This is a genomic window from Achromobacter spanius, from assembly GCF_029637605.1.
Classification (GTDB): domain Bacteria; phylum Pseudomonadota; class Gammaproteobacteria; order Burkholderiales; family Burkholderiaceae_B; genus Achromobacter; species Achromobacter spanius_E.
In genome coordinates, this window is sequence record NZ_CP121261.1 from 1,465,588 (window position 1) to 1,485,059 (window position 19,472).

18 protein-coding genes are annotated in these 19,472 nt (G+C 65.0%); 7 read left to right on the forward strand and 11 right to left on the reverse strand.

All coding sequences use genetic code 11. From position 1 onward, the window contains the following. Positions 1 to 131: 131 nt before the first annotated feature. Genes mnhG through P8T11_RS06445 form a run of 6 tightly spaced genes read right to left on the reverse strand, consistent with a single transcriptional unit; the run spans position 132 to position 6,123 of the window. A complete protein-coding gene (gene mnhG, locus P8T11_RS06420; RefSeq protein WP_268077727.1) occupies positions 132 to 473 on the reverse strand; it encodes a monovalent cation/H(+) antiporter subunit G in 342 nt (113 codons plus the stop codon). Continuing rightward, on the reverse strand, positions 470 to 751 hold the full coding sequence (locus P8T11_RS06425; RefSeq protein ID WP_268082431.1) for a K+/H+ antiporter subunit F: 282 nt from the start codon (positions 749 to 751) through the stop codon (positions 470 to 472). The genes mnhG and P8T11_RS06425 overlap by 4 nt, the downstream gene beginning before the upstream one ends. 2 nt (positions 752 to 753) lie before the next feature. After that, a complete protein-coding gene (locus P8T11_RS06430) occupies positions 754 to 1,236 on the reverse strand; it encodes a Na+/H+ antiporter subunit E (protein WP_268077726.1) in 483 nt (160 codons plus the stop codon). Next, complete coding sequence (locus P8T11_RS06435) at positions 1,236 to 2,867, reverse strand: monovalent cation/H+ antiporter subunit D (protein WP_268077725.1); 1,632 nt, start codon at positions 2,865 to 2,867, stop codon at positions 1,236 to 1,238. The genes P8T11_RS06430 and P8T11_RS06435 overlap by 1 nt, the downstream gene beginning before the upstream one ends. Continuing rightward, positions 2,864 to 3,208 carry a Na+/H+ antiporter subunit C gene (locus P8T11_RS06440; protein ID WP_268077724.1) on the reverse strand — a complete coding sequence of 115 codons (345 nt, stop codon included), beginning with the start codon at positions 3,206 to 3,208 and terminating at the stop codon, positions 2,864 to 2,866. Before P8T11_RS06440 ends, P8T11_RS06435 begins: the two co-directional genes overlap by 4 nt. Continuing rightward, entirely contained in the window at positions 3,208 to 6,123 is a 2,916-nt protein-coding gene (locus P8T11_RS06445; protein WP_268077723.1) for a monovalent cation/H+ antiporter subunit A, read from the reverse strand. Before P8T11_RS06445 ends, P8T11_RS06440 begins: the two co-directional genes overlap by 1 nt. A 556-nt stretch (positions 6,124 to 6,679) precedes the next feature. On the opposite strand from P8T11_RS06445, the gene P8T11_RS06450 reads away from it, so the two are divergent. Together P8T11_RS06450 and P8T11_RS06455 are read left to right on the forward strand one after the other, a co-directional pair. Further along, the gene (locus P8T11_RS06450; protein ID WP_268077722.1) at positions 6,680 to 7,666 is read left to right on the forward strand and encodes a Bug family tripartite tricarboxylate transporter substrate binding protein; all 987 of its coding nucleotides are present in this window, start codon (positions 6,680 to 6,682) and stop codon (positions 7,664 to 7,666) included. Positions 7,667 to 8,072: 406 nt separating this feature from the next. Next, the gene (locus tag P8T11_RS06455; RefSeq protein ID WP_268077721.1) at positions 8,073 to 9,086 is read left to right on the forward strand and encodes a hypothetical protein; all 1,014 of its coding nucleotides are present in this window, start codon (positions 8,073 to 8,075) and stop codon (positions 9,084 to 9,086) included. On the opposite strand, the gene P8T11_RS06460 is transcribed toward P8T11_RS06455, so the two are convergent. The 4 genes from P8T11_RS06460 to P8T11_RS06475 form a co-directional block, all read right to left on the reverse strand. Next, a complete protein-coding gene (locus P8T11_RS06460) occupies positions 9,067 to 9,948 on the reverse strand; it encodes a DMT family transporter (protein ID WP_268077720.1) in 882 nt (293 codons plus the stop codon). The genes P8T11_RS06455 and P8T11_RS06460 overlap by 20 nt on opposite strands. Positions 9,949 to 10,370: 422 nt before the next feature. Then, positions 10,371 to 12,998 carry an AAA family ATPase gene (locus P8T11_RS06465; protein ID WP_268077719.1) on the reverse strand — a complete coding sequence of 876 codons (2,628 nt, stop codon included), beginning with the start codon at positions 12,996 to 12,998 and terminating at the stop codon, positions 10,371 to 10,373. Continuing rightward, a complete protein-coding gene (locus tag P8T11_RS06470) occupies positions 12,995 to 14,119 on the reverse strand; it encodes a metallophosphoesterase family protein (RefSeq protein WP_268077718.1) in 1,125 nt (374 codons plus the stop codon). Before P8T11_RS06470 ends, P8T11_RS06465 begins: the two co-directional genes overlap by 4 nt. Positions 14,120 to 14,192: 73 nt before the next feature. Next, on the reverse strand, positions 14,193 to 15,494 hold the full coding sequence (locus P8T11_RS06475; RefSeq protein WP_268077717.1) for a D-amino acid dehydrogenase: 1,302 nt from the start codon (positions 15,492 to 15,494) through the stop codon (positions 14,193 to 14,195). Positions 15,495 to 15,628: 134 nt separating this feature from the next. Here P8T11_RS06475 and P8T11_RS06480 point away from each other — a divergent pair, with 134 nt between their 5' ends. The 5 genes from P8T11_RS06480 (at position 15,629) to P8T11_RS06500 (ending at position 18,191) form a co-directional block, all read left to right on the forward strand. Next, positions 15,629 to 16,096 (forward strand): winged helix-turn-helix transcriptional regulator, encoded by a 468-nt coding sequence (locus P8T11_RS06480; RefSeq protein ID WP_050446963.1) that lies wholly within the window; start codon positions 15,629 to 15,631, stop codon positions 16,094 to 16,096. 138 nt (positions 16,097 to 16,234) lie between these two features. Beyond that, entirely contained in the window at positions 16,235 to 16,912 is a 678-nt protein-coding gene (locus tag P8T11_RS06485) for a DUF502 domain-containing protein (protein WP_268077716.1), read from the forward strand. Between the two features lie 31 nt (positions 16,913 to 16,943). After that, positions 16,944 to 17,171: an RNA-binding S4 domain-containing protein gene (locus tag P8T11_RS06490; RefSeq protein ID WP_268077715.1), complete on the forward strand. Its 228-nt coding sequence runs from the start codon at positions 16,944 to 16,946 to the stop codon at positions 17,169 to 17,171. Continuing rightward, positions 17,168 to 17,743 (forward strand): restriction endonuclease, encoded by a 576-nt coding sequence (locus P8T11_RS06495; RefSeq protein WP_268077714.1) that lies wholly within the window; start codon positions 17,168 to 17,170, stop codon positions 17,741 to 17,743. Before P8T11_RS06490 ends, P8T11_RS06495 begins: the two co-directional genes overlap by 4 nt. Positions 17,744 to 17,786: 43 nt before the next feature. Next, the gene (locus P8T11_RS06500) at positions 17,787 to 18,191 is read left to right on the forward strand and encodes a DUF2784 domain-containing protein (protein ID WP_268077713.1); all 405 of its coding nucleotides are present in this window, start codon (positions 17,787 to 17,789) and stop codon (positions 18,189 to 18,191) included. Between the two features lie 93 nt (positions 18,192 to 18,284). Here P8T11_RS06500 and P8T11_RS06505 read toward each other — a convergent pair whose 3' ends face one another. Next, a complete protein-coding gene (locus P8T11_RS06505) occupies positions 18,285 to 19,412 on the reverse strand; it encodes an acyl-CoA dehydrogenase family protein (RefSeq protein WP_268077712.1) in 1,128 nt (375 codons plus the stop codon). Between the last annotated feature and the right edge of the window lie 60 nt (positions 19,413 to 19,472).

Sequence of the window (19,472 nt, forward strand, 5' to 3'; positions counted from 1 at the left end):
CGTATCAAGCGCCAGATTTGCGATGAATGCCGCACAGACGGAAAAACAGGGGCAGTTGCCCCTGTCCGCGTGAAATGTCGCGCTGCGCCATGGCTGGTTACGTTCACATGCCGTGTCGCTTGTTACGAGCCTTAGCGGGCGTCCAGGTCGGCGTCCGCCTTGGTCAGGCGCTTGCGATACGTGGCCGCGCGCATCAGCAGCATGGCGGTGACAGGCGACGACACGACCAACAGCAAAATGATGATCACTTCATGAAACACCGGCCGGGCCGACCACGCTGAAAACACCAGGATGGATGACAGCAGCACGCAGGCGCAGCCCAGCGTGTTGCCCAGCGTGGGCGCGTGGATGCGGGAATAAAAGCTGCGAAAGCGCAACAAGCCGGCCGATCCGGTCAGGGCCAGCAAGCCGCCCAGCACCAGCAGGATGCACGCGGGAATACCGGCCCACAGAGGAATAGTGGCGTCCATCATGGCTCGATCACCTCGCCGCGCAGCAGAAAGCGCGCCATGGCGGTAGACCCCACAAAGCCGAACAGCGCAATCAGCAAGGCGATGTCGAAATACAGCGACGAGCCCGACCGGATGCCGAAGACCAGCATCATCAACATGCCGTTGATATACAGCGTGTCCAGCGCCAGCACGCGGTCTTGCGCGGTGGGGCCGCGCAACAGGCGGACAGCGGCAAAAACCATGCCCAGGGCAAAACACACCAAGGCAAAGGACGCCGCCCAATACAGTGCGGTATTCATCGTCATTCGAACATCTCCATCAAGGGGCGCTCGTAGCGCAGCTGCACCAGATCGACCCAATGTTGCTCATTCTGAAGGTCAAGCACGTGCAACTTCAGACTGTGATCGGGCGTCAGGTCCACCCAGACGGTGCCGGGCGTGTACGTGACAATGCAGGCCAGCATCGCCAGGCCGTGGGGGTCGCGCATGGTCAGGGGTATCTGGATGAAGCCGGGTGAAAAATCGTTGCGGCGCGGGTTCAGAATCAGCTTGGCCACGGCGATGTTGGACCGAATGATGTCCAGGGCAACGCGCAGGAAAAGCGGCACCGCTTTCCAAAGATGGCGCGGCCGGGCGCGCAGCGGTCGCAAGCGGGACGCGGCCCAGGTAAACCACAACGCCAACACCACGCCCAGGGCGATCTGCCCGGCCGACAGGCTTTGGTTCAGCAGCAGCCACAGGACGAACAGGAAAACCGGCAGGAACAGGAAGTAAAGACGGCGCATCAGCTTCCCCCTTTTGCACCGCGCACGGTCTGCGCGGACATGACGGCTTCAATATAGGACTTGGGCTGATCCAGCGAACGCGCCGCATCGTCCAGATACGCCGACACCGGCCCCGCCCCCGCCGCCAGGCCCACGCACAGCAACAGCAGCACCGCAACCGGACCCGCTTCAATCACACGCAGGCGCGGCGTGCTGCGGTCGTCGCTGGCCCAGAACACGCGGATGCCCGTGCGGCTCAGGCCGGTCAAACCCGCCAGGCCGGACACCAGCACGGCGGCCACCAGAATCCATGCATTGATGGGTGGCGCGGATTCGGTGGCGGCCGACACCGCGGCCGACAGCAGCGAAAACTTGGCCACGAAGCCCGACAACGGCGGCAAGCCCGTGACGAGCAAGGCGCAGGAAATAAACGCCAGGCCCAGGAAGGCCATGGCCGCGGGAATGGCCACGCCCACGACGTCGTCAGACCGGTTCACCGACGCCGGGTCATCCAGGTCAAAGGCGTCCAGCGTCACGGCCAGCACGTTGGCGCCGAAGCTGCGGGTGCGTTCGATCAATTCGGCCAGCAGGAAGAACGCACCGGTCGTCAGCACCGAGCTGATCAGATAGAACAACGCGGGGCCGGTCAGCGTCACGCCGGGCATGCCCAGCGCCGTCAACAAGGTGCCGGCCGACACGATCACGCAGTAGCCGACTATCTTCTCCAACTGCTGCGTGGCCAACAGGCCGAAGGCGCCAAACAGCAGCGTGGCAAGCCCTGCCGCGAACATCCAGTCCAGGCTGAAGGCCGCGGGCGCGCCGGTGGGCAACAGCAGCGAGCCGATGCGCAACAGGCCATAGATGCCAACCTTGGTCATGATGGAGAACATGGCGGCGATGGGCGCGCTGGCCGATCCATAGCCCTTCACCAACCAGAAATTCAGGGGCCAGGCGCCGGCTTTCACCAGGAACGCCACGCCCAGAATGGCCGCGCCGGCTTCGAACAGCATGCGTTCGGCGCCAGTGAGGTGACCCGCGCGCAGGGCCAGGTCGGCCATGTTCAGCGTGCCGGTTACGCCGTAGATCAGCGCAATGCTGATCAGCAACAAGAAAGATGCGACCAGGTTGACGGCAATGTATTGCAGTCCCGCACTGACGCGCGCCACGCCTGAACCGTGCAGCAGCAGGCCGTAGGACGCCGCCAGCAGGACTTCAAAAAATACGAACAGGTTGAAAAGATCGCCGGTCAGGAAGGCGCCGTTCAGGCCCATCAGCAGGAACTGGAACAGAGAATGAAAGTGCACGCCGGCGCGGTCCCAGCGGGCCAGCGCATAGGTCAGCGTGGCCAGGCCCAGCACGGCGGTCAACGTCAGCATGACGGCGGCCAAGCGATCCACGACCAGCACGATGCCAAAGGGCGCGGGCCAGTCGCCTACCAGGTACGCGCCCACGCCCTCTGGCCAGACGCCAGGAACCCCACCGCCCGCCACCACCAGCAAGGCGATGGCGGCAGCCAGTTGGCCCAGCGTGGCGATGACGGAAATGGTGCCGCGCGCATAACGGCTGGTGTCGGCCAGCAGCAGCATCGCCGCGCCCGCAAACAGCGGCACGATGATGGGCAATACAGGAAGGTGTTGCAGCCAAAAATTCAAGATTGAGACTCCCGTCCATCAACGTGGTCGGTGCCCGTCAGCCCGCGCGAAGCCAGCAGCACCACCAGGAACAGCGCCGTGGTGGCGAAGCCGATCACAATGGCGGTCAGCACCAGCGCCTGCGGCAGCGGATCGGCGTACCAGGAGGGGTCGTGCGCCACGGCCGGATCGATCACCGGCGGACGGCCCGACGTCAGCCGGCCCATGCCGAAGATGAAGAGGTTGACCGCATAGGAAACCAGCGTCAGGCCCATGATGAATTGGAAGGTACGGGGCCGCAGCAGCAGCCAGACGCCAGAGCCCGCCAACACGCCAATCGCGACGGCATAAATCAATTCCATCAGGCTTCCCCAGTTTGTGCGGCGGCCGCTTGCATCTCGGCGGCGGCCTTGCGTTGCGCGCGCAGCGATTGGTGAGCCAGCGCCACCAGCACCAGCACGGTGGACCCGACGACCAGCATGTACACACCCAGATCGAACAGCAGCACGCTGGACAGGTGCACATGACCGATCAGCGGCAGTGACACGTCCCAGGCCAGCGCGGCCAGCAAGGGCTTGTAGGCGAGCCATGCGGACACGGCGGCAATGCCCGCCGCCAGCAGTCCGATGCCGATCCAGTTCTGCGGATTCAAGCGGCTGCGCGACTCCACCCAATACACGCCGCCCACCATGTACTGGAGGATGACGGCGGTGGCGAAAATCAGGCCACCCACGAAACCGCCACCCGGCTGGTTGTGGCCGCGCAACAGGAAGTACACCGAGATCAGCGCGGCGGTGGGTAGCATCAGGCGCACCAGCACCGTCGGCACCATCATGGAACCGCTGGGCAACAGCGCCTTGATGTCGGGCGCGGCCGGCACGCCGCCGTCCTGCTCTTGCTGCTGACGCGGCAGGTCAGCGCTTTCAGCGGCGGGACGGAAGCGTCGCAGCAGTGCGTAGACCGTTAGCGCCACGATGCCCAGAACGGTGATTTCGCCAAAAGTATCGAAGCCCCGGAAGTCCACCAGAATGACGTTCACGACGTTGGTGCCGCCACCGTCGGGCAGTGCGCGGTCGACGAAATAGGACGAAATCGTGTCGCCTTGCGGGCGCATCAGCACCGCGTACGCCAGTGCCGCCATACCGGTACCGGCCGCGGTGGCCAACAGCAAATCGCGAAAGCGCCGGCCCCGGGCCAGCAGCGTCGCCTTGAACGTTTCTTCGTCGTCCTGTTCGATCCGGCGCGGCAGCCAGCGCAGGCCCAGCAGCAACAGCACCACGGTGACCACTTCCACGGACAGTTGCGTCAACGCCAGATCGGGGGCGGAAAACCACACGAACGTCAGGCAGGTGATCAGCCCCGCGCCGCCCGCCAGCGCCAGGGACGCCAGGCGGTGATATTTGGCCTGGTAGGCCGCGGCCACCGCGCAGATGCCACCCACCAGCCACAACAGGGCAAAGGCCGGATCCAGGGGCGTCATGCGGCCCGTGCCTTCCAGCCAGCCGCCCGCGCGCAGGGGCAGCCAGGCCACGAACAAGGTGCCCAGCACAATCAACAGCATCTGCACCTGCAACCGCGACGACCCTACCCACCGCAGCAGCCAGGCCGCCGCCACGCTGGAGCCGTCCAGCAGGGCTTCGAATGTGCGCCGACCGTCCAGGCGATAGATGAAGGGAACGCGGCCCGGGTTGGCGCGCTGGTGGGCGCGCAGAACCAGGTAGAGCAGCACGCCCGCGGTGGTGGCCACCAGGCTCATCACCAAGGGCAGGTTCACGCCATGCCAGACGGAAAGGCTGTATTCAGGCATGTTGTCACCCAGGATGCTTTGCGCGGCGGTTGCCAGGAAGGGGCCGACGGTCAGCCCCGGCACCACGCCCACCAGCAGGCACATGAACACCAGCAAGGCGCTGGGAAACAACATCCAGCGGGGCGGCTCATGCGGCGCGCGCGGCAGGTCGGTGGCAGGGGGGCCGAAAAACACCTGCAGGATGAAACGCAAGGAATACGCCACGCTGAACGCGCCGGCAATCGTTGCCAACAACGGCAAGCCGATCTGCGTGTAGCGGTCGCCACTGACGAAGGTGGTCTCGGCGAAGAACATTTCCTTGGACAGAAAGCCGTTCAACAGCGGCACGCCCGCCATCGACGCCGCCGCCACCATGGCCAGCGTGGCGGTAATCGGCATGGCTTTATATAGCCCGGACAAGCGGCTGAGGTCACGCGTGCCGGTTTCGTGGTCGACCACCCCCGCCGCCATGAACAACGACGCCTTGAAGGTGGCGTGGTTGATCATGTGGAAAATGGCGGCCACCAGCGCCAGTTCGCTGTTCAGGCCCAGCAGCAGCGTGATCAGGCCCAGGTGGCTGATGGTGGAATACGCCAGCACGCCTTTCATGTCCTGCTGGAAGATGGCGGCATAGGCGCCCAGCACCAGCGTGATCAACCCTGCCCCGCCGATGATCCAGAACCACTGGTCCGTGCCTGCCAGCACCGGCCAGAAGCGCGCCAGCAGAAACACCCCTGCCTTCACCATGGTGGCCGAATGCAGGTAGGCGGACACCGGCGTGGGCGCGGCCATCGCGTTGGGCAGCCAGAAGTGGAACGGGAACTGGGCGCTCTTGGTCAGCGCCCCCAGCGCCACCAGCACCAGCACGGCGGGATACCAGGGATCGGCGCGGACCAGGTCGCCTGCCGCCAGGACGCGGTCCATGTCGTAGCTGCCTACGATGTGGCCCAGGATGAGCACCCCGGCCAGCAGGCATAGCCCGCCCGCGCCGGTTACCGTCAGTGCCATGCGCGCGCCGCGACGGGCATCCAGGCGGTGGTGCCAATAGGCAATCAGCATGAACGACGCCAGGCTGGTCATTTCCCAGAACATGACCAGTTGGATCAGGTTGCCGGAGAGCACCACGCCCAGCATGGCGCCCATGAAGGCGAGGAAAAACGCGAAGAAGCGCGGCACCGGGTCTTCCGGTGACATGTAATAGCGTGCGTACAGGACGACCAGCGCGCCCATGCCGGAAACAATCAGCGCGAACAGCCAGGCGTAGCCATCCATCCGCAGGGTGAATTGCAGGCCCAGGGCGGGCGCCCAGGGCATGTCGGCCCGGATCACGCCGCCGTTGGCGACTTCCGGGTACAGGCTGGCGATCAGAACCACACAGACCAGGGCGATAAGGCCTGCCAACCACGCCTCGGCATTGCGGGCGTTGGAAGGCAGCAGCGCGGCGCACAGGCTGCCGGCAAACGGCAGAGCGAGGATCAGGATCAGCGACATGGCGTTCCGAGAATGTCCGGGCCCCCTCCCGCCAGCACATGGCAGCGAAAGACGAAACAGACCGGGGATTGAATAACGGACGGAACCCTGGCCCGGTACGTCGCTGCACTACACGTTGCCCCGCGGGGACGTAACTACCGCCCCATTGAACGCCGCAGATTGATACAAACGCAATAGCTGTCTTGCAAGACCGGCCAAGAATCTCATCCGAAAAATATCAGATTCTTGTAAGTTATGCAGCAATTTATGCGCGTAACCGGCTGATGACGGCAAGATGACTGCGCAATGATTGCGCATTGAAAGGCGATCTCGACATGTTCATGTGGTTGTCATACATGAGTTTTTTGCTTATCTGACGTCAATTTCGTACAACACGACGGCACCCGAAAATTATTTTCATGACTAGCAGGGAGAAATCCCGAGTCGACCCTAGGGGGATTCCTGTGTGGAATTGCGCCCACGAAGCCGCGACCAAGTCCGTACCCCGGCAAGGCGCGCTTTACCGATGCCGGCCCAAGAAGCCGGCCGGCTCGGAACAACAATATGGAGAAGACTCTTGACCGTGCTGTCACATGCCAAGGCCATTCTGGCCGCCGCCATCGCAGGCGTCTGCTTTAGTTCCGCGGTCCAGGCCGCCGACCCCTACCCCAACAAACCCATTCGCCTGATCGTTCCCTTTGCAGCCGGCGGCACCACCGACATCGTTGCCCGCATCGTGTCCGAAGGCCTGGGCCGCGAACTCGGGCAAGCCGTGGTGGTGGAAAACCGGGGCGGCGGCGGCGGGTCCATCGGTGCGGACGCCGTGGTGCGTTCCGCCCCTGACGGTTACACGCTGGGCGTGGCCACCGTCAGCACCATGGCCACCAACCCGGCGACCAACCCCAAGAACCCCTACAACCCGCTTAAGGACTTCGTGCCCATCACCAACCTGGTGAACGTGCCGAATGTACTGACGGTAAACCCGTCGGTGCCGGCCAAGAACCTGGCGGAATTCATTGCCCTGCTGAAGGCGAACCCGGGCAAGTACGCCTATGCCTCGTCCGGCGCGGGCGGCATCGGCCACCTGGATGGCGAGCTCTTCAAGTCGCTGACGAAGACCGACATGGTGCACGTGCCTTATCGCGGCTCGGGCCCGGCGCTCAATGATGTGATCGCGGGTCAGGTGAACGCGCAGTTCGACAACCTGCCGTCATCCATGCCCCACATTCAGGCCGGCAAGCTGCGCGCCCTGGCCGTGGCCGCCCCCAAACGCCTGCCCAGCCTGCCCGACGTACCGACGTTCACGGAAGCCGGCTTGCCGGAAATGGACAACATGGCCTGGTACGGGCTGGTGGCGCCGGCCGGCACCCCCAAAGCCGTGGTTGACCGCGTGTATGAGGCGGCCGTCAAGACGCTGAAAGATCCGAAGGTCGTCCAGCGCCTGGCCGACGGCGGCTCGCTGGTGGATGGCAACACGCCCGCCCAGTACGCCGAACAGATCAAGCGCGAGCTGGAGCTGCGCCAGCGCATCGCCAAGGAACGCAATATCGTGTCAACGAACTGATCGCGTCACCGCGCACGGCTGTCCCCGAAGCGGGGACAGCTTGCCGACTTGACTAGCGATGCCCGGGTGTTAGCATCTGCCCCCGTGCGATCCCATTTTTCTCCCCTCCTCCCCGCTGCTTGCGTTCTCTGCGCCCTGCGCTCGACCTTGTTGAGTTCGCAGGAAGTCGCCGCGCGTTCCGCTTACGCGCGCTCCAAGCCCGGCTGATCGCCCGGCTTTCCCGCTTCCCCAATTTCTGATTCCGGCCTGCCGCCGGCGGTCTGAGCACATCCGTGCTTGCCCGCTGCGCCTGGCCGGCGAACGCCCTGCCGCGTGGCCGGGTGCGTCCGCCGACATTCCCATTGAATCTTTGCCGCTTGCCCGATGGCTAGCGGCCTGGCCACGCATTGATCTTCATTCCAGCGCCATGCAACTTACCAAGAAATTCGTCAAAGCCAAGAACCCCTGCGCGGGCGGCTACAAATGGTTCATCCGCGATCACAACGGCCAGGGGGACTACCAAGCCGTGCTTGATGCCCTGGTCGCCGACGGCCGCGTCGGCGACGCCAATTGGCTGCTGGATCAGTTTGGCCCGACCGACGCGGTGCTCAGGCTGGACTCCCTGGACGCCAACGCCATCGTCTTCGCGGGCACGCTGGAAATTCGCATGGGCATCAATGTAGACACGGTGGTGCGCGCCGGGCGCAGCATCATCACGGGCGGCGGCATCCGCGCCGGCGAAACCATCATGGCGGGTGAAAACATCACGGCCGCCGCCAACATCGCAAGCGGCGGCGAGATCCACGCGGGCGGCGACATCAGCGCGGACTGGGGCATCGAGTCCGCCTCGCGCCTGGAGTGCCGGGGCAACGTGCGCGCCAAATGGGACATCTGCGCGGGCCAGGACCTGGCCGTCACCGGCCACCTGCATGCCGGCCAGGACGTGCGGGCGCAAGGAGCCATCCAATGCGGCCAAGGCATCAAGGCGGGCGGCGATGTGCGGGCCGATCATGCCATCAGCGCGACCTCCGGCATTCAGGCAGGCGGTGCAATCCAATGCGGCGATCACCTGGCCTCGGGCTGGGGCATGATCGCCGGGAGCGACATCCGCGCCGACGGCTCCATCCGTGCCGGTGAAGGCGTGAAAGCGGAGGGTGTGATCCAGGCCGGCGATGGCCACGGCGTCTACGCCGGACTGAGCGTCAGGCTGGACGCCTGGTCCGTTTGCGCCCGAGTCGTTGCGCGATCGCGGCCTGCCCAATTGGTCAGCGGGCACTGGGCTGGCCCCAGCACCGTGGCCGACGGCGACGTTGATGCTGACGGCGAGGTCGATGCTGACGGCAACGTAGACGCAGACAGCAACGACATTGCAGGCAGCACTGCCAAAGCGGGCAGCGCCCGCCAGGCGAGGCCCCTACCGGTCAGCCCCGCCTTGGCGTAACCGCAGGGGCTTGATGCCGCAACACCAGCATCAAGCCCAGCAAGATCGCGCCCATGCCGGCAAGGCTAAGCCCCGACAGGCGGTTGCCCAGCACCAGGTAATCCAGGGCTGCCGTGCCGGCCGGCACCAGATAGAACAGGCTGGTGACGTTGACCAAGTTGCCGGCCTGGATCATGCGGTAGAACAGCAGCGTCGCGCCGATGGAAATCACCAGCCCCATCCAGACCAATGGCAAGATCAGGCCGATGCTCCATTGCGCTGCTATCGGCTGGAACGGCGCCAGCAACAGGCACAGCGCCAGGCTTACCGCGTACTGCAAGGGCATGACATCCAACGGCGCCTGCGTGACGCGCTTTTGCAGGATGGCCCCCGCCGTCATACTGGCCAGCGCCGCAAACGCGAACGCCATGCCGGCTACTGAGAAGCGCGCCATGCCGATGCTTTGATATACCACCATGACCAGCCCCGCCAGTGCCAGCAACAAGCCGGCGATGCGCGCCGGTTCATAGCGCCGTTCCATCACCGCCAAGGTCAGGATGGGCTGCGCGCCCAGCAAGGTGGCCAACACGCCGGGCGTGATGCCGTGGTCCAGGGCCAGCAGATAGCAGATGGAATAGACGCCGATCAGCAAGAGGCCCGTGGCGGCGACCATCACGCGCGTGCCCGGCGCGGGCAGCCAGCGCTTACGGTGGACGCAAATCAGCAACAGCACCGACAACGCCAGAAGGAAACGCAGCAGCAGAAAGCCGAAGGCCGACGCATGCGACAGCCCCCATTTGGCGAAGATTGCGCCGGCGCTCCACAGCAGCACGAACAAGGTTGTGGACCCGTAAGCGGCCCACGAGATGCGATTCGAAAACATGAGATTTCACCTGTCAGGGTAAGCACAGGCTCCAGACCGATAGCCGACGGCCGACAAGCGCGCACGCGCATGGCGCACGTCTGTCGCACACTGAGGGACTATCTATGAACGGGAGCTGGAGCCGGGAATGGTGGGTCGGCGATCAGCCGATCACGACCACGGCGGGCGGGTTCGCGCCACGGACCCCGCCGACGGGCGGCGAGACGGGCGGTGACACCACCACAGAAAAGACAGGAGAAACGACGGGAGATATGGCAGAACAAATGCCAGCAGAAAACGCAGGGGAAAGCGCGATGCCCGTCACATGCGCCCAGACTCGGCGCATGCCACCGGCCGCGACGGCGGCAGTGGCAAGGCTGGCGAGGGGCGTGAAATCGGGCATCCGCAAAGACTACCGACCGCCCCTTTTCCCGTCAAGAGCCTTAAGCGCCGATGCGCCGCTGCTCCACGCCCATATCGCGCCAGGCATCGCCGTGGCAAGTGAACATCAGGATTTGATGGCGCGTTGCCGCGTCGAACAAGGCGCGCTTCATGAAATCGCGGCGGGCATCGTCGGTGTGTACCAGCGCATCGTCCAGCAGCAGCAAGGTGGGCCGTCCTGCCTCGCGCAGCAGATCCGCATACGCAAAACGGGCCAGGATGCCCAGTTGCTCACGCGTGCCGAAACTGAGCGCGTCCAGCAAGTCTTCGCCCTCGGCGCGACGCAGCGCGGTGGGCAGCAAGGCGTCGTCCAGCCGCAGCGCGGCGTCGGGAAACAGCAATGCCAGGTAGTGGTTCAGGCGTCGAGCCAGCGGCGCCTGCAGCCGCTGCGTCGCGGCGCTGCGCTTGTCGGTCAGCAGCTTTTGCAGCAGGTCCAGCGCGGCCGCGCGGCGCGACAGTTCATCTCGGCGGCGCGCCAGCCGTTCGCACGCCGCCGTGGCTTCCGACAGGCGTTCACCCAAGCCCTGCGCGCCGGCTTGATCCAGCTTGCCCTGCAATTGAAGGATGTCGCCGTGACGCTTGTGTTGCGCCTCGCGCTCAATGGCCGCTGACTTTTCATAGCGCTGGACGTCTTGCTCGGCCAATTCGGGCCGGTGTTCCGCCAGCGCGGCTTGCGCCTCGCGCACCCGACGGTCCAGGTCGTCGTGTGCGCTGCGCACTTCGGCCAAGCGTCCGGCGCGCGCCTGCCGCTGCATGGTGCGTTCGGCGGATTGCATGTCGGCGGCGCGTGCCGTCGCCTGCCCTTCCAGCAATTGCGCGCGCGCCATGTCCGCATCCAGCGCACGCTGGGCAGCCGCCACAGAAGCTTCGGCCTGCTCGGCTACCGTCGTGGCCACACGCAAGGCCTGGGTGGCCGTGGGCAGGTCACTGTCGCCCGCCTGCTCAATGGCGGGCAGCTTGGCCAGCCGTTCCAGCAACGGCACACGGCGGGCCAGGGCCTCGTCGCGCTGCCCACGCAATACGTCCACGCCCTTGGGCGCATGAATGGCCAGCGTCTTGCGCATGCCATCAAGGTCCCGCAGCAACGCTGTATAGCGCGCATGGCGCTGTTCGGCGTCGGCCAGCGTTGCCACGCCCAGCCGTTCCAGCAAGGCGCCCCACGCCGCTTGCAGGCTACCAAGCTCGCGCTCCAGCGCCGGCAGATCCTGGCCGCCCGGTTCAATCCGGAAACGGCCCACGCCGGGCAGTTCCAGGTTGGCGGCGGACGTCAGCAGTACCTGGTCGGCGCCGGTCAGCGTCCGGCCATCCAGCGTTGCCTGGCGCCCTGGCTCAAGTTCGTACGACAAGCGTGTCGCGATGGCTTGCTGGCGTAGCTGCAGATTGGCCAGTTCACGTTCGGCCTTGCGCAGTGCGTCGATGTCGGCATCGGCGATTTCAATGCGCAACGCTTCGGTCTTCAGCGTTGAGCCCTGTTCGATCAGTACGGTAGCGGCTTTGAGCGCGTCGTCCAAGCGTTCGACTTCGGCGTTCAACTGGGCCAGTTGGTGTTCGAGGTCAAGGCGGTCGGTAACGGCCTGCACGGCGGCCACCCGCAAGCGGGCTGCGTCAACCGCCGCGGCATGCGCCTGCTGTTGTTGCTGCGCGCGAGCCAAAGGCCCTTGCGCGGCGTCTACCCGGGCACGCGCGCCCTGCGCTTCCTGGACCAGCGCCTGGTAGTCGGCGTCGTCTTGTTGATCGCGACGCACCTGGTCTTGCAGCAAGGCCAGCGTTTGTGCGGCCTGAGCCTGTTCGCGGCGCAGGCCGTCAAGCGCCTCGCGTTGTTTCGCCGCCGCCGCCAGCCGCGCGCGCGCCTCAGCGGCCTTGGCCTCAAAGTCTTTCCAGGGTTCGTTGGCCTGGGCGCGCTCGTGCTCGCGGCGCAGTTCGGCCAGGCGGTCCACGTCGGTGTTCAACTGCGCCATGGCTTGCGCGCAATCGTCGCGTTCAGTGGTGGCGCGCGCCAGGGCGTCTTCGGCGTCTTTATAGATGCCCTTGGGGCGGCCGTTGCGCGCATCCAGCAAAGCGGCGCGTTCGGTGGATACGCGCTCAAACAGGCGGTCGCCATCGCTTGAGGCCAGCTCGCCAGACAACTGCGTCAGCGCATCGCGCAAATGCGTGCCGGCATAAGACGCCGCCGCTTGCAGGTTGTGGCCGTCGCCTTGCTGAATCCATAACAAGCCGGGGATGCCGGCCAGGTCCGGCTTGCTTTGCCCCCGGCCCGGCAATTCGAAACCCAACAAGGCGGCCAGCGCGTTTTCGGCTTCTTCACCGTCCAGGCGCTGGGCGCCGTCGTCGATCAGCAATTCACAACGCGCGCGCGACAGGAATTGCTTTTTCAGCACATAAGTATGGCCGGCATGCGCGAACGACAGCTCCACACTGGGCCGCGCACCCGACTCGCCATGCGGCGCCAGGTCCGCCACCTTGCTGGTGCTGTAGCGTTCAAGAAAGGCCGCGCGTATGGCGGCGGCAACGGTGCTTTTACCGGCCTCGTTCGCGCCCACGAACAGGTTCAAGCCGTCTTGCAGGCCGTCCAGCACCAGGGGTTGGCGAAACTTGCGGAATTCTTCAAGCGCGATCTTTGACAGTTTCATTTGGCGGCCCCCATGGCGCTTTCGCGCTGGAACCGCAATAACAAGCGCAAGGCTTCACCGGCAACCGCGGCCTGCTCGCCGTCGCCTTGCATGGTTTGCAATTGCGCGGCCACGTCGCCCACGTAACCGCTGGCGCCCAGTTCGGCCAAGTCGGCCTGGTCGGGTTCCAGCCGCAAGCCGGACAGGTCGGGCAGCAAGGCACGCACCTGCGCGGCTGCCTGATCCACGGCGCGTTGCAGCGCGTCCCAGGTTTCCATGTTGACGTGGCCTTGCACGTCCAACCGCAGGACATCATCGGCGCGCAAGGCCGCCAGGCGCTCGGCCAACGCCTGCGCATCGGTGGGCAGGCTGATGGTTTCCATCCAGGCCGACCAACGGTACTTGCCGATGGCGATGCGTTCGACCACGGGTGTGGCCCCCGGCGCATCGATCTGCACGTCCAGCACGTAGCCGGGTTCGTTGCCGCGAAAGCGATCCTGTTCGGGCGTGCCGGCATACCAGGTGTGCGCGTCGATGGACAGGCAGCCGTGCCAATCGCCCAGCGCCAGGAAGTCCAGCCGGGCACGGGCGGCGCGGTCGGGCGCGATGGGGTTGGTCGCGTCGATGGTGTCCGGCAAACGGCCCGCCACGCTGCCGTGGGCCAGGCCCACGCGCACGCGGCCGGCTTCGGTGTCCAGCGTGTCGAAGGACTGGGTCACATCGTCGTAGGTATGCCGTTGGGTCAGCGGCGCGGCCAGCACGGCAAGGTTGATGGCGGGCAAGTCCACCACGCCGATGCGCGTAGGCACGTGCACGTTGGCGGGAATGCAGCCCAACTGCGCGGCGCGGCTCCAGACGCTGTCGGCCAAGGCGGCGTCGTGGTTGCCGGCGATCATGACCCAAGGGCCGGCATAGGCGGCCATGGCGGCGAAGAGCCGGCGGATAGTGCGGTCGGACACGCCTTGCGTATCGAAGACATCGCCCGCGACCAGCACGGCATCCACGCGGCGTTCGGCGGCAAGCGCCGCGATACGGGCCACCACATCAAAGCGCGCCTCGGCCAGGATGGCGGCGTCGTCGGTTTCAAACTGGCCGTATTGACGGCCGATCTGCCAGTCGGCGGTATGCAGGAAATGAGTCATGCGCCGATTTTGGCATAAGCCGGCACCCGCCAAAGCTGCGGGATGCCGAATTGGTCACGCTTGCCAGGACGGCTCAGGCGCCCTTGCCGTCCAACACCAAGGACGGGCTTGACGCCGCGCCGCGCTCGTAGCGCGAGATGCCCAGGCCGTCGGTGCGGATAGCGGGGCGCTGCCCCATCACCTGGTCGGCCACCAGCTTGCCGGAGCCGCAAGCCATGGTCCAACCCAGCGTGCCGTGGCCGGTGTTCAGGAACAGGTTGCCGTAACGGGTGGGCCCGACGATGGGCGTGCTGTCCGGCGTCATCGGGCGCAGGCCCGTCCAGAATTCAGCCTGGGCCACATGGCCGCTGTCGGGGAACAGGTCGTTGACGACCAGCTCCAGGGTCTTGCGGCGGGCGTCTTTCAAGCGCAGGTCGAAACCGGATAGTTCGGCCATGCCGCCCACGCGAATGCGGTCGTCAAAGCGGGTGACCGCGATCTTGTAGGTTTCGTCCAGGATGGTGGAGACGGGAGCGGCGGCCTCGTCTTTCATGGGGATGGTCAGCGAATAGCCCTTGACCGGGTAAACCGGCAGATCCAGGCCCAGCGGCTCGAGCAGGCCTCGCGTGTAGCTGCCGAAGGCGGCCACGTAGCGGTCGGCCGTCAAAACTTCGTTGCCCACGCGCACGCCGGTGATCTGGCCGCCCGCGGTGTCCAGGCCGGAAACGGTCTGGTTGTAGCGGAAGTCCACGCCCAGCGCAGCGGCCATCTCGGCCAGCCGTGTCGTGAACAGGCGGCAGTCGCCGGTTTCGTCATTAGGCAGGCGCAGGCCGCCGGCCAGCTTGTGGATCGAGCGTGCCAGGGCGGGTTCGGCCGTGACCAGGCGGTTGCGGTCCAGCAGTTCATAGGGCACGCCCACTTCTTCCAGCACGGCGATGTCGCGCCGGGCGGCTTCCAATTGGGCGTCGGTGCGAAACAGCTGCAAGGTGCCGCGCGTGCGCTCTTCATAATGAATGCCGGTGGACGCGCGCAGTTCGCGCAGGCAATCGCGGCTGTATTCGGCCAGGCGCAGCATGCGCTCTTTATTGACCGAATAGCGGTCGGCGGAACAGTTGGCCAGCATGGCGGCCATCCACTTCAACTGGTACAGGCTGCCGTCCAGGCGAATGGCCAAGGGCGCATGCTTCTTGAACAGCCATTTGATGGCTTTCAGCGGAATGCCGGGCGCGGCCCAGGGCGTGGAATAGCCCGGCGAGACCTGGCCGGCGTTGGCGTAGCTGGTTTCCTGGGCCGCGGCGGGCTGGCGGTCCAGGACCGTCACGCGGGCACCCTGACGGGCGAGATAATACGCGGTCGTGGTGCCGATCACGCCGCTGCCAAGGACGATTACATGCATGATTCTTTCCGTATTTGGATTTACTCAGTTATTTCGGTAGTCTATGGCTCCAATCGCAGTGAAAAGCACTGATTATTTTGCTTTGACAGCGCTTTTTCTGGGGTGCCCCCTGTTTTCCGATCGGCAAAAGTGAAATGCGCGACCTAGACCGAATTGACCTGAAAATCCTGGAAATCCTGCAGCGCGAAGGCCGCATTTCCGTTACTGATCTGGCCGAGCGGGTCAGCCTGTCGGCCACCCCCTGTTCGGACCGGGTCAAACGGATGGAACGCGAAGGCGTCATCACGGGTTACCATGCGCGCGTCAATCCGGCGGCGTTGGGCAAAAACCTGCTGGTCTTTCTAGAGATCAAGCTGTCAGCCAAGTCCGGCGACGTGTTCGACAAGGTAAAAAAAGAGCTGCTGTACGTGCCCGAAGTGATGGAATGCCATCTGGTGTCTGGCGATTTCGATTACCTCGTGAAGGCCCGCCTGACGGAAATGAACGAATACCGCCGGCTGTTGGGCGAAATCCTGAAGCGCTTGCCGGCGTCGGCGGAATCCCGCAGTTACATCGTCATGGAAGAAATCAAGGAAACCCTGTATCTGCCGGTGGATCGGTAGTGGCAACTTGGCCTCCGGGCAAGTGCCCCCACCGGATACGCGGTTTGTTACGGGCGCGCGCGCCCGCGGCTGCTATGCTGGCGGCCCTCTGACCCGTGCCGCCAACCCTGGTCCGACCCCATTATCTAGTCCCTGCCTATGACTCGCCTTTATAAATACTTCTTTCGCGGCCTGATTACCGTGCTGCCGCTGGCCCTGACGATTTACCTGCTTTACATCTTCCTGGCGTGGACGGAAGCCGTGGCGCTGACGTTCCTGCGGCCCTTCATCGGCGGCTTCTACGTGCCAGGCATGGGGCTGGCGCTGGGCATCCTGGGCATTTTGGCCATTGGCTATCTGGTATCCAAGCAACGGGTGCAGAAGTTTCTGACCGTCGTGGAAATGCCCTTCACCAACCTGCCGGTGGTCAAGAGCATTTATTCATCGCTGAAGAGCTTTGCCGATTATTTTTCGCCCAGCTCCAAGAACACGGCGCAACAGGTCGTTATCCTGCGCGTGCCCGGTCAGCAATTGGAGGTGGTGGGCCTGGTGACTCGGCGCAGCATGGAAGGCCTGCCCGAAGGGTTTACGCAAGGCGACCGAGTGGCCGTCTATCTGCCCATGGGCTACATGATTGGCGGCTACACCGTGTTTGTGCCGCAAGACTGGGTGCAGCCCATCCAGATGTCGGTCGAGGAAGCCATGCGCTCGTCGCTGATCGCCTGGATGGCGCGCGCCGAGAACACCAGCCGCCCCACGGCGCCCCCCGTGACGGACACGCCCGTGGCGCCACCGCCGCCCCCGCCCGCCAACCCGAATAGCGGCGGCCCGGCCTGACCGGCTTTTCATCATTACATCCGCGCATCCCATGCCCATTATTGAATTCACGCTTGCCGAAGGCAGCCCCTACATTGAGATCAACCAGCTCTTGAAAGCCACCGGCGTCTGCGACAGCGGCGGCGCGGGCAAGATGATGGTGGCCGACGGCCAGGTCAGCGTGGGCGGGGTCGTCGAAACCCGCAAGACCGCGAAAATCCGAGCCGGCCAGATCGTCACTTGCGGCGACATCCGCATCGTTGTGCGAGGCCCGCAATGAAACTCAAGATGGCCAAGAACTCCATCTTTGCCGTGCTGCTGCGCTCGCCGTGGTGGATGAGCGCGGGCGTGGCCGTACTGCTTAGCGCCGGCGGGTTTGCCGCGCTGCCGCTGGACTACGCGGCGATGGGCGTGTTCGCGGCAGTGCCGTTCGCGGTCATCGCCATCATGGCGGCCTACAAGCAGTTGCGAGCCCCGTCCGACACGCGCGTGCAGGCGGTCGCCGAAGCCACCGCGGCCATGCCCTGGGCCGACTTCGCCAACACCGTTGAAGCCGGTTTCAAACGCGACGGCTGCGAGGTTCAACGCCTGCAAACGCCGGGCGCCGACTTCGCCCTGAGCAAAGACGGCCACGTGGCGATCGTCAGCGCCAAACGCTGGAAGGCCGCTCGCGTTGGCGTGGAACCACTGCGCGAACTGCAAGCCGCGCGTGAGAAGCGTGGCGCGCGCGAAGCCATCTACATCGCGCTGGGCGACGTATCCGACAACGCCTGGAAATACGCCAAAGAGCAAGGCGTGTCGCTGATGACGGCGCCGGAACTGGCCAAGCTGCTGCGCGACCTGAAGGTCTGAGCCGCCTGCCCGTCGCGCCTTTGCGTTCCATCCTGATCTTCCAATGACCTACCGCATCCTTGCCGACCTGGTGCTTGTCGTGCACGGGCTTTTTGTTGCCTTCGTGGTGTTCGGCGGACTGCTGACGCTGTGGCGGCCGCGCATGGCCTACTGGCACCTGCCGGCCCTGGTCTGGGGCGCAGTCGTGGTCGGCATGGGCTGGATCTGCCCCTTGACCCCGCTGGAGGTGTCGCTGCGCCAACAGGCGGGGCAGCAAGGCTACGCGGGCGGCTTCATCGAACATTATTTGTTGGGCATCATCTACCCCGACGGCATCACGCGAACCACGCAGATGGTGCTGGCAGCGTTGCTGATCGTCGGCAATATCGTGGTGTATGCGCTGTGGGTGCGCCGGCGCCGGCGCCGGCGTGCGGGGCGCAAGGCGCCGCAACGCCGGCCGGTCGAATAGGCAAGGTCTGCAACCCATGCCTGGGAATGGAGTTTGTAAATCCGGGGTTTGTGAATCCGGGGTTGCAACTCTGCGGATTACACGCGATGCGAATTACAGACCGCGCGCGATCACCAGCCGCTGGATGTCGCTGGTGCCTTCGTAGATCTGGCACACGCGCACGTCGCGGTAGATGCGTTCGACCGGGAAGTCCTTCAGATAGCCATATCCGCCCAAAGTCTGGATGGCGGCCGAACACACTTTCTCGGCCATTTCCGACGCAAACAGCTTGGCCATTGACGCTTCCATCAGCGCCGGTTTGCCGGCTTCGCGCAGCGCCGCCGCATGCAGCACCATCTGGCGCGCGGCGTGGATCTGCGTCGCCATGTCGGCCAGGCGGAACGCCACGGCCTGATGTTCCATGATGGGCTTGCCGAATGCCTGACGATCGCGGGCGTAGTCGCGCGCGCATTCAAAGGCGGCCCGCGCCATGCCCACCGATTGCGACGCGATGCCGATGCGCCCGCCTTCAAGGTTGGCCAACGCAATCTTGTAGCCCTGTCCTTCTTCGCCCAAGCGGTACGCGGCGGGGATGCGCATGTCTTCAAACGCGATCTGGCAGGTGTCCGACGCATGCTGGCCCAGCTTGTCTTCCACTCGCAGCACCTGATACCCCGGCGTGTCGGTCGGCACGATGAAGGCCGAGATGCCGCGCTTGCCGGCGTCGGGGTCGGTGACCGCGAAGACGATCACGGTCTGGCCGCTCTTGCCCGACGTAATGAATTGCTTGGCGCCATTCAAGACATAGTCGTCGCCGTCGCGGCGGGCGCGCGTGCGCAGGCTGCTGGCGTCCGACCCCGCTTGCGGCTCGGTCAGCGCAAAACCACCGATGTGCTCGCCGCTGGCGAGCGGCCGCAGGAATTGCTCTTTCTGCGCATCGTTGCCGAACTTCAGGATGGGCATGCAGGCGACCGAATTGTGCACGCTCATGATGGTGGAACACGCGCCGCTACCAGCCGCAATTTCCTCCAGCGCCACGGCGTACGACACGTAGCCGCTGTCGTTGCCGTCCCATTCCTCGGGCACCAGCATGCCGAAAAAACCCAACTGCGCCATCTCTTGAATGGCGTCGGCGGGATAGTGGTGGTCGCGGTCCCAGCGCTCGGCGTTGGGCGCCAGGCGTTCCACGGCGAAACGGCGCGCCATCTCTTGAATACTGATTTGCTCTTCGGTCAACAGCATGTTTTGTCTCCTGGGGTTGCCGGGGCTGGCGCCGGATAGGCGCCGCCCGCCTTGTTCTGT

Bases quoted from the DNA above. Each gene is read 5' to 3' on its own strand.
- mnhG (WP_268077727.1), bottom strand. From the start codon at position 473: ATGATGGACGCCACTATTCCTCTGTGGGCCGGTATTCCCGCGTGCATC.
- P8T11_RS06425 (WP_268082431.1), bottom strand. From the start codon at position 751: ATGAATACCGCACTGTATTGGGCGGCGTCCTTTGCCTTGGTGTGTTTT.
- P8T11_RS06430 (WP_268077726.1), bottom strand. From the start codon at position 1,236: ATGCGCCGTCTTTACTTCCTGTTCCTGCCGGTTTTCCTGTTCGTCCTG.
- P8T11_RS06440 (WP_268077724.1), bottom strand. From the start codon at position 3,208: ATGGAATTGATTTATGCCGTCGCGATTGGCGTGTTGGCGGGCTCTGGC.
- P8T11_RS06445 (WP_268077723.1), bottom strand. From the start codon at position 6,123: ATGTCGCTGATCCTGATCCTCGCTCTGCCGTTTGCCGGCAGCCTGTGC.
- P8T11_RS06455 (WP_268077721.1), top strand. From the start codon at position 8,073: ATGCAACTTACCAAGAAATTCGTCAAAGCCAAGAACCCCTGCGCGGGC.
- P8T11_RS06460 (WP_268077720.1), bottom strand. From the start codon at position 9,948: ATGTTTTCGAATCGCATCTCGTGGGCCGCTTACGGGTCCACAACCTTG.
- P8T11_RS06465 (WP_268077719.1), bottom strand. From the start codon at position 12,998: ATGAAACTGTCAAAGATCGCGCTTGAAGAATTCCGCAAGTTTCGCCAA.
- P8T11_RS06470 (WP_268077718.1), bottom strand. From the start codon at position 14,119: ATGACTCATTTCCTGCATACCGCCGACTGGCAGATCGGCCGTCAATAC.
- P8T11_RS06475 (WP_268077717.1), bottom strand. From the start codon at position 15,494: ATGCATGTAATCGTCCTTGGCAGCGGCGTGATCGGCACCACGACCGCG.
- P8T11_RS06480 (WP_050446963.1), top strand. From the start codon at position 15,629: ATGCGCGACCTAGACCGAATTGACCTGAAAATCCTGGAAATCCTGCAG.
- P8T11_RS06485 (WP_268077716.1), top strand. From the start codon at position 16,235: ATGACTCGCCTTTATAAATACTTCTTTCGCGGCCTGATTACCGTGCTG.
- P8T11_RS06490 (WP_268077715.1), top strand. From the start codon at position 16,944: ATGCCCATTATTGAATTCACGCTTGCCGAAGGCAGCCCCTACATTGAG.
- P8T11_RS06495 (WP_268077714.1), top strand. From the start codon at position 17,168: ATGAAACTCAAGATGGCCAAGAACTCCATCTTTGCCGTGCTGCTGCGC.
- P8T11_RS06500 (WP_268077713.1), top strand. From the start codon at position 17,787: ATGACCTACCGCATCCTTGCCGACCTGGTGCTTGTCGTGCACGGGCTT.
- P8T11_RS06505 (WP_268077712.1), bottom strand. From the start codon at position 19,412: ATGCTGTTGACCGAAGAGCAAATCAGTATTCAAGAGATGGCGCGCCGT.